16 protein-coding genes are annotated in these 11,945 nt (G+C 34.6%); 8 read left to right on the top strand and 8 right to left on the bottom strand.

Translation table 11 applies throughout. The features are described 5' to 3' along the window. Positions 1 to 321: 321 nt before the first annotated feature. From ACPDHL_RS07400 to ACPDHL_RS07370, 7 genes are all read right to left on the bottom strand, one after another. Positions 322 to 1,641 (bottom strand): phage terminase large subunit, encoded by a 1,320-nt coding sequence (locus tag ACPDHL_RS07400; RefSeq protein WP_430532138.1) that lies wholly within the window; start codon positions 1,639 to 1,641, stop codon positions 322 to 324. Then, positions 1,638 to 1,829, bottom strand: coding sequence for a hypothetical protein (locus ACPDHL_RS07395; RefSeq protein WP_430532137.1), 192 nt, complete (start codon positions 1,827 to 1,829; stop codon positions 1,638 to 1,640). The genes ACPDHL_RS07400 and ACPDHL_RS07395 overlap by 4 nt, the downstream gene beginning before the upstream one ends. Before the next feature lie 10 nt (positions 1,830 to 1,839). After that, the gene (locus ACPDHL_RS07390) at positions 1,840 to 2,208 is read right to left on the bottom strand and encodes a hypothetical protein (protein ID WP_430532136.1); all 369 of its coding nucleotides are present in this window, start codon (positions 2,206 to 2,208) and stop codon (positions 1,840 to 1,842) included. Next, positions 2,205 to 3,194: a hypothetical protein gene (locus ACPDHL_RS07385; protein ID WP_430532135.1), complete on the bottom strand. Its 990-nt coding sequence runs from the start codon at positions 3,192 to 3,194 to the stop codon at positions 2,205 to 2,207. The genes ACPDHL_RS07390 and ACPDHL_RS07385 overlap by 4 nt, the downstream gene beginning before the upstream one ends. Before the next feature lie 4 nt (positions 3,195 to 3,198). After that, on the bottom strand, positions 3,199 to 3,510 hold the full coding sequence (locus ACPDHL_RS07380) for a helix-turn-helix domain-containing protein (protein ID WP_430532134.1): 312 nt from the start codon (positions 3,508 to 3,510) through the stop codon (positions 3,199 to 3,201). Between the two features lie 78 nt (positions 3,511 to 3,588). Beyond that, the gene (locus ACPDHL_RS07375; protein WP_430532133.1) at positions 3,589 to 4,200 is read right to left on the bottom strand and encodes a hypothetical protein; all 612 of its coding nucleotides are present in this window, start codon (positions 4,198 to 4,200) and stop codon (positions 3,589 to 3,591) included. 6 nt (positions 4,201 to 4,206) lie between these two features. Next, complete coding sequence (locus ACPDHL_RS07370; RefSeq protein WP_430532132.1) at positions 4,207 to 5,448, bottom strand: site-specific integrase; 1,242 nt, start codon at positions 5,446 to 5,448, stop codon at positions 4,207 to 4,209. 725 nt (positions 5,449 to 6,173) lie between these two features. Here ACPDHL_RS07370 and ACPDHL_RS07365 point away from each other — a divergent pair. Further along, positions 6,174 to 6,719 carry a hypothetical protein gene (locus tag ACPDHL_RS07365; RefSeq protein WP_430532131.1) on the top strand — a complete coding sequence of 182 codons (546 nt, stop codon included), beginning with the start codon at positions 6,174 to 6,176 and terminating at the stop codon, positions 6,717 to 6,719. Between the two features lie 118 nt (positions 6,720 to 6,837). Next, positions 6,838 to 7,380, top strand: a complete 543-nt coding sequence (locus ACPDHL_RS07360) for a hypothetical protein (protein WP_430532130.1) — start codon at positions 6,838 to 6,840, stop codon at positions 7,378 to 7,380. A 72-nt stretch (positions 7,381 to 7,452) separates the two neighbouring features. On the opposite strand, the gene ACPDHL_RS07355 is transcribed toward ACPDHL_RS07360, so the two are convergent. Beyond that, entirely contained in the window at positions 7,453 to 8,001 is a 549-nt protein-coding gene (locus ACPDHL_RS07355) for a GNAT family N-acetyltransferase (protein WP_430532129.1), read from the bottom strand. Positions 8,002 to 8,182: 181 nt separating this feature from the next. Between ACPDHL_RS07355 and ACPDHL_RS07350 the strand changes: the two genes are divergently transcribed. From ACPDHL_RS07350 to ACPDHL_RS07325, 6 genes are all read left to right on the top strand, one after another. Continuing rightward, positions 8,183 to 8,785 (top strand): hypothetical protein, encoded by a 603-nt coding sequence (locus ACPDHL_RS07350; RefSeq protein WP_430532128.1) that lies wholly within the window; start codon positions 8,183 to 8,185, stop codon positions 8,783 to 8,785. A 62-nt stretch (positions 8,786 to 8,847) separates the two neighbouring features. Further along, positions 8,848 to 9,531 (top strand): DUF4919 domain-containing protein, encoded by a 684-nt coding sequence (locus ACPDHL_RS07345; RefSeq protein ID WP_430532127.1) that lies wholly within the window; start codon positions 8,848 to 8,850, stop codon positions 9,529 to 9,531. Positions 9,532 to 9,540: 9 nt separating this feature from the next. Beyond that, entirely contained in the window at positions 9,541 to 10,101 is a 561-nt protein-coding gene (locus ACPDHL_RS07340) for a DUF4240 domain-containing protein (protein ID WP_430532126.1), read from the top strand. Continuing rightward, on the top strand, positions 10,092 to 10,343 hold the full coding sequence (locus ACPDHL_RS07335) for a DUF7660 family protein (RefSeq protein WP_430532125.1): 252 nt from the start codon (positions 10,092 to 10,094) through the stop codon (positions 10,341 to 10,343). Before ACPDHL_RS07340 ends, ACPDHL_RS07335 begins: the two co-directional genes overlap by 10 nt. 116 nt (positions 10,344 to 10,459) lie before the next feature. After that, on the top strand, positions 10,460 to 11,212 hold the full coding sequence (locus tag ACPDHL_RS07330) for a hypothetical protein (protein ID WP_430532124.1): 753 nt from the start codon (positions 10,460 to 10,462) through the stop codon (positions 11,210 to 11,212). Between the two features lie 19 nt (positions 11,213 to 11,231). After that, positions 11,232 to 11,945, top strand: coding sequence for a hypothetical protein (locus ACPDHL_RS07325; RefSeq protein ID WP_430532123.1), 714 nt, complete (start codon positions 11,232 to 11,234; stop codon positions 11,943 to 11,945).

Raw genomic sequence — 11,945 nt, 5'->3', positions numbered from 1 at the left:
ACAGACGGTATTTTGGAGACAAACTCTTTGACAGACTAGTAATTGCGAATATAACAGGTGCATAAACGGATAATCAGATTATTTTATATGTAAAATCTATATTAAATCATACTCTTTGTATTTTTTTGTAAAGATAACTTATTTTTATTTTATCTTCTAAAATTGATCACTTTGAAGAGCTTTCTATTACAGCTCTCATAAAGAAGTTAATAAAGTTGCTTTATTTTACTTTAATTTGATACGCTACTCAATCTGAATTAATTACTAGAAACTATAGTTTATGCTTATTCTGCAAAGATTTCTTTTTTACTAAAACAATTATCACCTTCCAGAACTAAATGGCAAAAAGAACCTCACTCCATCACCTCTGTAATTTTTTACCCAATTAGCATATACCAAACTATCCGCAAAATCAGGGCTTCTCCCTAACAATTTTTTAATAGCATCCTTACTTGCTACCTTAACTGTTCTATCTGAGTAAATTTCATATTTTAACGCCTGTAGTTCTAATTTCAATCCTTCATTAATCAAATTCCCTACCTGCCCTTCAATAATGTCTTTACGAAGCTCATAATACATTTGTGAGCGAAGATTGTAAGGTTTAAAAGCTTCATCGTAGAGGCTTTCTTCTGGTTTTGCCCCTCCTTGTATTTCAATTACATCATATCCTTGCATTTTTAAGCTATCTACAACTCCTGCTCCGACTCCTACCGCATCAATCCCTACATAATCTGGATCTATATTATACTCATGAATAAGTTGTATTGTTCTAGTAGTAACTTCTGTAAGAGCTGTTTGTGGATAGCTCTCAATTAATTCTATATTACCGTCTTTCAGAACTGTAAACACCGTTTTATCATCGCCATAACGCGCAACATCTACACCCAAGGAGGTAACTTGTAATCCTTTTACTTTAATTGAGGCTTTTAGAATAGCCTCACTTGGAATTAATTGATTTATGGTGTCGACCAAGCTCCAATCCGCATAAAGGTATTTTCTTAAAAGGTTGGGGTTATCCTTAAACGCTTCTTTAAGATTGAGAACATATTCGCTATGCTCGTCATAATTATCCGTTGTTAGACTTTGAATATACACCTCATCAACATTAGCAGATTGAATGAAAACAGGTATCAGCCAACAAGGCTCAGGATTACTAGTTAATCTCCCTTCGTATTGAGGTGTTTCTTTATTGGGTAATATCCAACGGAGACGCGTTTTTAATAGGCTATAAACCTCAACACTAACTTCATTCGCTTCGTCAATGCCGAACCATCCTATCTCAAGCCCTTTAATTTTTTGAAGCATTGGATCTTTTGAAATATTAGCGTCAATAAAAGTGAGTGTTGATCCATTGACAAAATTAACTTCAAGACTAGTTTGATTAAAGCTAGTGATAATCTCCTTAGGGCAAATAGAAAGAAAGGTTACTAAGGTCGTTCTTCTCAATACTGATAACTCTTTTCGAACAATCACTAAACGATTTCCTTTAAACTTCATTGCTTGTTTTATCGCCTCCGCACATAAAAACCAGCTTTTTCCTCCACCCATAGCTCCTCCAAACAGCACATACTTGGCTCTACATTTATGAGCTTCAATCTGCTTAGGTTTAGGTTGATAATAATTAGAAAAATCTACTTTCATTTATTAAAGAAAATTCCTGAACCAGCTTGATCATTATTTTTGGCTTCTTGATATCTTTTGTTGCGGTCTTCATCATAAACAAAAACATCATCACAGAGACAATAGTCTTTAACACAAACCCTTTTCAATTCTCCTTCTACGTTTATATAGTTTCTGTAAAAATCACAGTCGTCTTTTTTATCTTTCATATTTTTTATATTAATTGGGGATATTACAAATAAATTCAACATTTCCTGAATGTTCTATTTGAGTCTTATTTAAACCTTGTAAAACAGTCAACTCTTTATTAACAGAAAGAGCCAACCTATAATCTTGTTCATCAATAGCTATACAATACAATCTTTCATAACGTCTTATAGCCTTTGCATAGTCAAATTCAACTCTTTTCTCAACCGTTTTTTCAATCAGCATTCTCGCTTTACTTATATAAGCATCAATTTGCCTACTTGAAATATTCCATTTTGCTGAAGCATATTGAAGTATATCTCCTCGACTACAGCCTTTAATCAGCATCTCTGAGACCTCCTCAACTCGCTCTAACACTACACTAGCGACAGACTTTCTCATATACTTCTCTCTTTTACGTCCTTTACTTCTTTTTGAAATGATTCTATCACCTTCTTTTTTATTTCGTCAACCAATGGATGAGCCTTATCAAGATCTTTACTAGTTAATAATTCTTTAAAAAGCGCTCTACACCTAGCTTTGCTATTAGGATACTTAAATTTGCCTTGTTTATCCCATCCTTCAATAATATCAAAAACATTTCCTGAACTTTTTTCCAAACAAAATGCCCCAATAGTCTGCAAACATTTGCTCAAGTCTCTTGGTGTAATATTACCTACCTCTTCTATACTACCTAAAGATTTTAAAACCTTAATCTTTAAAAAATTAGATTTAAACTTATCAAGTAACTTTAGATAGTTATCAACCTCATACAAATTATTCACTATCATCTCTTTTATTCCAAAATGATTAGAAATTCGTTTAATCACTCTAAATTCAATTCGTAATAGGTTTTCATCAACAAACAAATTTGATTTTTCCTTCAACTCTTTCTGTTTATTATAAATAACTATTTGTATTTGTTTCGATTCAAATCTGATCCCTGTATCTTGCTCAAACCGTTTAAATCGAGAAAGATCAAGAAAAAGCATCTTAGAATATACTTCTACATTTTCTTCTGTTACAATATTTAAGGCTAAATCAATACGCTTTATTTTAGCTTCATGAAGATTTAAACCCAATTCTTGACCTAACATTTCTATTCCATCTTTAAGCTCAACATAGCTAAGCAACTTCAATTTTCCTTTAACGAAATTTGAAATGCTTCCTATCAAAGAGATACCATATTCAGGATTATAATTGATTCTAAAGTTCTTGTAATAACCTTTACTCCATTCTTTATATCTTCCTCTATCATTTACTCTACTATTTGTCTTTTTAGCAAAGCGTTCATAATCAAAATCATCTTCTATCCCCTCCCAACTCAAAAAGAGTTTTATTGTATCTATACAAAAGCCAACCATACCAGAAACTGTATATAAGTTCACCTTACTATAGATAAAGGTCTTTGCGTTTATATTTTGTTGAGGTAACTTCCTTCAACATAGATTCAACTTCTGCTTTTTTATAAAGTACTCTTCCCCCTATTCGGTACGCCTTAAGTTTACCGTCTTTCGTATAGGTATTTAATGTGGGCAACGAAATACGCAATAATTGCGCTACATCTTGACGTGTCAATAAAGTATTGTTTTCTGTAATGTTTACAGCTTTTGCAGAGTGAGAATTAAATTTATCCTCTAAAACGGTTGTTATCTTTTCAACAAGGACATCTACTGGGATATTAGTAAAAACAATATTTTCCATAATTTTTGAAGTTTAATTATGGAGCAAATGAAGGAATAGTTTAAAACAGGGTAGCAAGAAGACACTACCCCTTTTTTTCTATTTTTTATCTAATCTATCTAGATCAGCCAGAATTTTATCTAAAGGTGTTTTCCCTTTTGTATTCTCAACGATTGTTTTCAACTTGTTTAAACTGTTACGGTTTTTAACGCCTTCTTTTTCTTTAACAAGCCCTCCAACATTACTTATCGCTTTTTTTATGTTTACCTCACTTCTATCTAAAATTTTAGCTAATAATTGATACTGAGTCTTTTGACTATATCCTTCCGTATTCAAATACTGAAGTACTCCTAAATAATCTAACAAAAGAACCTTCTCTTCAGCAGATAAAACTAACTCCTTCTCTAATTTTACATCAGAAAACATCTTATACACTCTTGTCTCTAAATCCTTCAACATTTGTTTATTTTCCTCCCATTCACTTTTACTCTCAATTAAGCTAAAGGCTTCATTAAAGATACTTTTTAAATACTCCAAATACTTTCTCCGAAGATCAGAATCAGCATTTGCTTTCTCGAACTTTTCAATATCCGTTAGCCCATGAGGTATACTATAACTTTTTATATAGTCGTAATTATTGGATTTACAAATTTCATAAATAGTATTAAAAAAATTATTCAAATGACGCTCAAATTTTTCTTCTTGATTCATATTATACTATTTAAAAAATGGATGATCACTTAACAACTCTGCATTTAGTTCTTGAGATACTTTGATATACTTCATAAAGGAACTTTCTGTGGTATGCCCTGTCAATTTCATAATACTAAGTGTAGGTACACCTGCTAAATATGCATTAGTAGCAAAACTTCTTCTAGCTGTATGAGTCGTAATTAAATCATACTTGAATTTAAGTTCTTCCTTATTTTCTCCTCCTCTAAACTCTTTTCGAATCACCCGAGTTTCAATTTTGGCTATTTTACCTAATTCTTTCAAATACTTATTCATTTTTTGATTTGAAATAGCTCTCGGAAAAACCCAATCATACTTCATTGAAATTTTTTCAATTACTGATTTAACTGGTATAACTACCCTTTCTTTTGTCTTATGAGTAATAACATTAAAGAATAATTTACCTCCCTTTTTTTCAAAATTTTCTTTTTTCAATTGTGTAAAATCTGAAAAACGTAAACCAGTATGACAACCTATTAGAAAAAAATCTCTAACTCTATCCAAATAAGGTATTTCACTTAAATCAACATCTTCCATCAACTTTAGTTCTTCCTCAGATAGATAAATATGATTTACTTTCTCTTCTGGCGCTTTAAACAATCTACTTTTATAAGCAAGGCTTTTATTAATTCCTAATTCAGTTGCTATGTTCAGAAAGGTTTTTAAAGTAGATATCTGCTTCCCAAAAGTATTTGTCAACAACTTCTTTTCATTTAAAATATAATCTTGAAATTGATTATAGAAATCCATATTAATTGTTTCGAAAGTCAAATTGTATTTTCGAGAAGACGCGAATGCAATCAAGTGATTAAATAAAGCTTCATACACCTGAATTGAACCCTTCTTATGTGTTAATTTCAAAGTATCAATATAGTCTTCTAACCAAACTAAAAAATCTTTTGGCTTGGCTTTTCTCTCCTCTACTTTTAATTCCATATTTAACTCCTTTCTCAATAAAGTAGTAGTTATCACAACATTGTCATTATTCAACCTTCTGTAACAGTTATTAATGGCAGTTTCTATATTATTAAGTCGTGTATTAAACTCTGGATATTCAGGAAACCTAGAACTTTCCTTTACCCTCTGCTTATTAGTATTCCAAAATTTAGGATGAATTTTTTCTCCTGTTGAATACTTGAATCTTTTATTTCCAAAATTATAAAACAAATAGATCAAGGTTTTATTATCTGATTTAGGTTCTTTTAAAACAAATTTAGCTTCAGGCATAACTTATAGAATTTAGTTACACTAATTTACTTAATTTCAGAATAGGGGACAACACAGGGGACGTTTTAATTTAATTCATCTTTACTAAAATTAATCTTAACCAACTATAAAACACTATAAAACAAACAATTAAAATAATAAAAGATAAAATAAAGAATAAGCAAATTAAATAGGTTCTAATCCCTTCCTCTCTGCAAGGAAAACCACCAACTGGATGTTGGTGGTTTTTTTATTTGTATAAGCCTCGTGGGGAGTTCACTCACCTAAGAGGCGTTACAAATAAAAAAATAAGGCAAAGTGCAGCGGTGCCGTGGTTTTCCTTGTGAAAAATATCCTTTTAGGGAAAACCGTAGCGTAGCGGAGGTAAGCCCTTACTTGAGAAGCCTCGTGGGGAGTTCACTCACCTAAGAGGCGTTACAAATAAAAAAACAAGGCAAAGCGCAGCGATGCCGTGGTTTTCCTTGTGAAAAATATCCTTTTAGGGAAAACCGCAGTGCAGCGGAGGTAATCCCTTACTTGAGAAGGCTCGTGGGGAGTTCACTCACCTAAGAGGAACTACAACGAATTAAGCTTATCATGCCACCATTCTTGCAATCCTTCTGATAACTAATAGCACTATTTCCCTTTCCTATTCACACAAATTCATTTACTTTTGGGTAGTCAATTTAGTATTATTTATGAAATTTTTTTTAACCCTTACTCTTCTTTTTGTTATTCAATTTTCTATGTCCCAAAACATACGAAGGTTAGAACAGCTATCGAACACTGATCAAACAATTGAAAATAAGGCCATCATATATGGTACTTTTATTCAACGTCTCGGGCTTAGTAGTGGAGGTTTCCCTCAAGATATACAACTCAGAAATTTAGAAACAGAAGAAATCGTTTCGTTCAGAGTGAAACCTACATTTAAATCTGCTAAACAAAATACCTTTATTGTTTATATTGAACCTGGAAATTATGAGATCCTCAACTATTGCTGGACCAAGAGCATGTGGTATGGTGGAAAAACATATACAGAACCTATTTTTAAAGCTATTGATGGCTTCGAATTGATCAAGAAGAAAGACCAAAGTACTGACCTTAGTTTAGCGAAGTTTGAACGCTACCAATTTACCCTACAAGCAGATACACTCTATTATGTAGGAACTTGGCATTTTGATCAAGGAATTGTTTCTTTTACAAACGACAAGGAAACTGTAGACTTGACCTTATCAGCCCACCATCGTTTTCTTTCTTTTTTAAAGGCAATAACAGTCCTGCCGAAATAAAACATCAACGATAACACTAAAAAGAAAAGCTAAAAAGACTACTTTAAAAACACCTCTCCATTCAATAAAATAGGTTAATTTTGCAGAATTAAACCTTAATTTATTTAAAATTCGGATTATGAAAAAATTAGTTCTTTTCTTCCTATTCCTAACGGCTATTACTCTTCAAAGTTGTACGGTGCTAAAAGTTTCTGATATAAAAAAAGATGGTTATTTTGCTTCCACAAAAAACGCAACTACGCTAGTTAAAACCCCTTTTGATTTAGACAACCACAAACAATTACTTGTTGTACAAAATGACCCTTTTGTTAAAGGCATGGCTGAAAAAATAGGCTATTTTGATCAAGTCATAACTTTCAGTGATCTTGAAACTGAAATCATCAAAAACAATATGCAGGATGAAGTAGGAACCATGATTGGTAAAATAGGCATCAACAATGCGTATAGAAAATACAAACCTTTTCTTTACCTCAAAATAGATCAAGAAGACAAAAAAAGGATACAAATTAAATTAATCAATCCAGATACATTTGAGGAGATTTTTGTTGCTGATACTAAATTTGATGTAGTTTGGTCAGGTGTAAACGACCAAAACACATTCAATCCTCTTTTTAACGCCTTGATCTACTACATCAAGGTAAATTCAACGACATTTAAATAATCTTTTTCGTTAAAAGAACGTAAACAGATATATAGCTAGAAGAGGGTGTCCCAAAAGGTCACCCTCTTTTAGTTAGTAGTTCAATTTCGAATAAATAGCGGTATCGACAAACTTACCGTTGTGGTATTCCTTTTCCTTAAAGTAGGCTTCGCGTACAAAACCACATTTTTCCACTACGCGAATAGAGCCTTTATTCTCTGGGTAAATGACAGCTTCCAGGGAGTGAAATCCCAGGTCATTGAGTCCAAAATCGACTAAACGCTGCAAGGCTTCGCTAGCATAGCCTTTCCCATAAAACGCTGGAAGCAACATATAGCCAACTTCGGTGCGGTAATGTTGGAGTTTCATGCGATAAAATCCCATCGTACCTATTACAGCTCCACTCGCTTTGTCTACAATAGTCCAATTGATGCATTCGTCATTTTTCATGCGCTCGTCTAGGGAATGGATGTAGTCTTCCGCCTCTTTTACTGTTGTTGCTAATGGATTGGGAATATATTGCATCACTGTTGTGCTAGAAACCATGGCAAATATAACTTGCGCATCATCTAAAGTAGTTTGTCTAAGGCGTAATCGCTCCGTTTCTAATACGGGAAATGTAGGTAGGTCTAAAGTTAACATGGTTTAAATTCTAGTAATAGGCTTAAAAGTAGGAAAAATAAATTTTATTTTTTCCATACAAATCCATTCTATTTTGACTTTCCCTCTGTTTGGATAAGATTCAGCTTATAGTAAAACAAGGTAGTATCCCATTGTGATATACTGTATCTTTGACAAAAAGAAAAAAATATTAAAAATTGCTATGCACCTAATTTCTATTCCATCAAAACCGCTATGCTGGGCCTTATTTACCCTGACTCTAGGTATTCTTTTCAGCAGTTGTAGTGACCTCAAAGAAATTGACAACAAATACTTGACGATTCAAGTTCCCAAAGACTATATGGATATGACCGATTTTGACAATGAGGATGTACTCTTTTTAGATCGTCTTGGAGAAGATGGTTTGGAAAGTATTTTATCCATTGACAATGAAGTTGATTTTCTTACTCAGCCCAATAGTCAAACGATACAAGAAGATACCCCTGTGGAGGTTTTAGCACGTCGCTTGCGCTCTATTGAAGATTCGGCAGAAAACGACTCCGACTTTCCCTGGACAAGATTCCGCCTAGTAGAAGAAGCCAAAGCGATTACTTTTAAAGGATTACCCGCTGCAGAAGGGGTTTTTGAAGTACAAGAGTATATGAAACGTACGGATCAAGTCGTTACAAGAAGAGTCAAGCGCATTGTTATTTTTATGGAGGACGATTTGTGGAATATTGTACTAGCCCCTTCTCGTCTACAGCGTTATACCGCAGAAATGGAGGTATTTGAACAGGCCTTAGAAAGTATGGTCATCAAAAACTAATCCAACTTTTAGTCGCAAATTGTACACTGTAACCCTCGTTTTTTTTTATCTTTAATCAAAAAATGTTGCAGAAAATAACCCTATGTTGTTTCTTTTTGTTCTCCTGTCTTTCTTGGGGGCAAATCATCGAATTTAAAGCGCCAGACTACGAAGCTATCGGTAAAGCCATACAAGATAAATCGTCGGATGTTTACTACCCTAGGCTTTTACGTGTATTCAAATCGAATACAACCTCGCTAACACCGCGTCAATACGAATATTTGTATTATGGCTATGCCCTTCAAAACACAAAGGATTCTCATACGCGTTTTTCAAAAGAGGAAGAACTCATGGCTTATACAAGTAAAGTACCAGACATGGCTGATGTTCCTCAACTCAAAGCCTTATTACAAGAAGCTTTGGATGAATTTCCCTTTGATTTCACCTATTTGTTATTCCTCTCCTATAGCTATGAATTTTCAGGGGAGCAAGAAAAATCAACACGCCTTTCCAATCACGTCGAGTCGTTGGCAAAAGTTATTAATCACTCAGGAAATGGATTAACTTGTGATACTGCTTTTCACGTTATTTCAGCATCTCACGCATCCTTTATGCTCGACCTTTTTTCCATAGCGTCTACAACCCAACAATTTGATGGGAGCTGTCACTTTTTTGAACTAGACGCTGAATTATACACTATTCCAGGCTTGTACTTTAGCGTGAATCAATCACAGCAAACAGCATGCAACAATAAAACACCCCAATAAAAAATTAAAATGCAAAAGTTAGAAAAAACAGCGGAGATGTTAGATGAAACCCTATTTTGGGACATTGTAGCAGCATCCATAGCTAATTCAACTGATCAAGATACTCAAGAAGCATATCTGATTCAAGCCCTTGAAAAATTAACGCCAAAAGAGATGATTGGCTTTCGCTTGAGAACAGACAAACTCCTATACGACACCTATGATTCAAGAATGTGGTGTGCGGGTTACCTCATGAATGGCGGATGTTCCGATGATGGATTTGAATACTTTAGAAATTGGGTCATCTCCAGAGGAAAAGAGGTCTATGAAAAGGCAAAGGAAAATCCCGATTCTTTAATCAGTCAAAAAGACCAAGCAGAAGACGAGCTATTTGACTTTGAAAGCTTTTGGTATGTAGCGTTAGAAGCTTTTGAAAATCAAACAGGTGAAGAACTCTATGACTATATAGACGAAGACAATTTCGATCAAAACGAAGGAAATTATCCGAATTTTGAATTTGATTGGAGTGACGATGAACCTGAGAGCATGCAAAAGCTTTGTCCACAATTATACGCACACTTTTGGAACTAACTAATCTTACTGTCACTGACCGAAAGAGCTTTGCTGCTTTTTTGGTCCTCCTCCGTCAAAATTTAATCGACCATCCTGAGGAGTGGGAGAATCAAAACTTACCTGCCTTTTTAGACGCTTTAGCAAGTTATACAGAAGATATTCAAGGGTATTACGACAACACCCAACAGCATATCAATGCTGATGAGCCTAGTTGGAATACTTTTGCTACTATTTTCCAAGGAGCAAAAGTGTATGAATAAGAAGAAATGATCAACCATGCGTTTTTAAAGGAAGTTCGATACTTCACCTTTAATTTTACTAGTTTAACTCGATGATATGGAGTACATTTGAACTATACCATTGCCAAAAATCAATTATGAAATACTTAAAAATAGGGATTGTTCTACTTGCCTTATCCTTGATCACAAGTTGTCGCTTTTTCAATAATGCCAAAACATATGAATCTACGACAGAATCTTTTATTGAAGCCTTAAAACAAGAAGATTTTGACACTTGTCTTTCGCTCATGCAGTTGGAAAATGGAGAAGGACAACGCTTAGATCCCGATAACTTACGCGTAGAATTCATCCACTTTAAAGGAATGCTAAACGAGCACTTTGGTGAAAAGCCTTATGAATACGTATTAGTTAAATGGGCCAAGACACTATCGACTAATCCCGAAGAAAGTACACCAACCAATACGACACGAGCATTTGTCGAATTCAACAACGGAGATGAGGTGGGTGTATTTCAGCTTCTATTTGACGATACCTCAAATAAAATCCTCGATATTCGCACCTTGGATGTCAAGGTCAACAAACCTAATCTACTGTTATTCTGGTTCTCTGCCTTAATTCCCTTAGCTGTCTTGCTTTTCAACATGTATGTTATTCGGGAAATAAAGCGAAGCAACTTACCAAAAAAGTGGTTGAAATACCTCGCTGTTATTCTGTTGAATGTTCCTTCGTTTACTTATTCTGCTGTTGGAGGAGTGACCTTTCACTTGCTATACTTCCAATTCCTTTTTGGTGTAGGATTTAGTGGTCAAGGTATCATTGAATCCGCTTGGTCCGTTGGGATTCCATTAGGGGGACTATACTGGATATGGAAACTTAAAAGGTGGAAATAATATTTTATACGATACCATCATGTCTCTCTTTTCCTATCACCTCGCTAAACTTTCACTGTTTTCCGCACTAAAAACATTGGTATTTCGTCCGAAAGCGGCAACAATTCCGGGATTAATTCACGCAGATACGATGCATGCAATGGTATTGGGTTCAGCGATTTTATCGCCTTCTCGATTTTTATTGCGCCAAATTGTGGTTTTTGCACAATGGGAAAATGAAGAAGCACTGGATCATTTTTTAGCTACAGATCCTACTGGAAAACAGTTGACAAAAGGTTGGCATATTCGGCTGCAATTTGCTCGACAATGGGGAGTGCTATCTAAATATGAAATTCCAAAAGAGGGTATAGACCTAGCAACAGAAAATGAAGCGGTTGTCGCCGTGACACTTGCTCGGATGAAGTATTTTCAGGTTCCGCGTTTTATCCGTTGGGGTCGTCCTACCGAAAAACTAGTTCGCGATCACCCTGCCCCAACCTTGGCCTTGGCGTCGTTTAGCTTTCCAACAACCATTTCTACCTTTTCAATTTGGCCTTCTGTCCAAACAATGACCGATATGGTATTGGGGCATAGCAAGGTAGAACAACCTCAGCGGCACAAAAAAGCCATGCAAGAACGAAGTCGAAAGGATTTTCACCTCGAGTTTAGCACCTTGCGCTTTAAACCTATTGCCGAATATGGAACATGGCAAGGACAACAACGTTTTGTACCTAAACCCAACGAAATCAAGTAA

The sequence above is a fragment of the Myroides sp. C15-4 genome, from assembly GCF_050522745.1.
Taxonomy (GTDB): Bacteria; Bacteroidota; Bacteroidia; order Flavobacteriales; family Flavobacteriaceae; genus Flavobacterium.
Note: the sequence above shows the minus strand (reverse complement) of the source record. Positions and strands in the feature narration are given on the sequence as shown.

What these genes read in the sequence shown, in the direction of transcription:
- ACPDHL_RS07400 (WP_430532138.1), bottom strand. Translation starts at nt 1,641, where the DNA reads ATGAAAGTAGATTTTTCTAATTATTATCAACCTAAACCTAAGCAGATT.
- ACPDHL_RS07395 (WP_430532137.1), bottom strand. Translation starts at nt 1,829, where the DNA reads ATGAAAGATAAAAAAGACGACTGTGATTTTTACAGAAACTATATAAAC.
- ACPDHL_RS07390 (WP_430532136.1), bottom strand. Translation starts at nt 2,208, where the DNA reads ATGAGAAAGTCTGTCGCTAGTGTAGTGTTAGAGCGAGTTGAGGAGGTC.
- ACPDHL_RS07380 (WP_430532134.1), bottom strand. Translation starts at nt 3,510, where the DNA reads ATGGAAAATATTGTTTTTACTAATATCCCAGTAGATGTCCTTGTTGAA.
- ACPDHL_RS07375 (WP_430532133.1), bottom strand. Translation starts at nt 4,200, where the DNA reads ATGAATCAAGAAGAAAAATTTGAGCGTCATTTGAATAATTTTTTTAAT.
- ACPDHL_RS07370 (WP_430532132.1), bottom strand. Translation starts at nt 5,448, where the DNA reads ATGCCTGAAGCTAAATTTGTTTTAAAAGAACCTAAATCAGATAATAAA.
- ACPDHL_RS07365 (WP_430532131.1), top strand. Translation starts at nt 6,174, where the DNA reads ATGTCCCAAAACATACGAAGGTTAGAACAGCTATCGAACACTGATCAA.
- ACPDHL_RS07360 (WP_430532130.1), top strand. Translation starts at nt 6,838, where the DNA reads ATGAAAAAATTAGTTCTTTTCTTCCTATTCCTAACGGCTATTACTCTT.
- ACPDHL_RS07355 (WP_430532129.1), bottom strand. Translation starts at nt 8,001, where the DNA reads ATGTTAACTTTAGACCTACCTACATTTCCCGTATTAGAAACGGAGCGA.
- ACPDHL_RS07350 (WP_430532128.1), top strand. Translation starts at nt 8,183, where the DNA reads ATGCACCTAATTTCTATTCCATCAAAACCGCTATGCTGGGCCTTATTT.
- ACPDHL_RS07345 (WP_430532127.1), top strand. Translation starts at nt 8,848, where the DNA reads ATGTTGCAGAAAATAACCCTATGTTGTTTCTTTTTGTTCTCCTGTCTT.
- ACPDHL_RS07340 (WP_430532126.1), top strand. Translation starts at nt 9,541, where the DNA reads ATGCAAAAGTTAGAAAAAACAGCGGAGATGTTAGATGAAACCCTATTT.
- ACPDHL_RS07330 (WP_430532124.1), top strand. Translation starts at nt 10,460, where the DNA reads ATGAAATACTTAAAAATAGGGATTGTTCTACTTGCCTTATCCTTGATC.
- ACPDHL_RS07325 (WP_430532123.1), top strand. Translation starts at nt 11,232, where the DNA reads ATGTCTCTCTTTTCCTATCACCTCGCTAAACTTTCACTGTTTTCCGCA.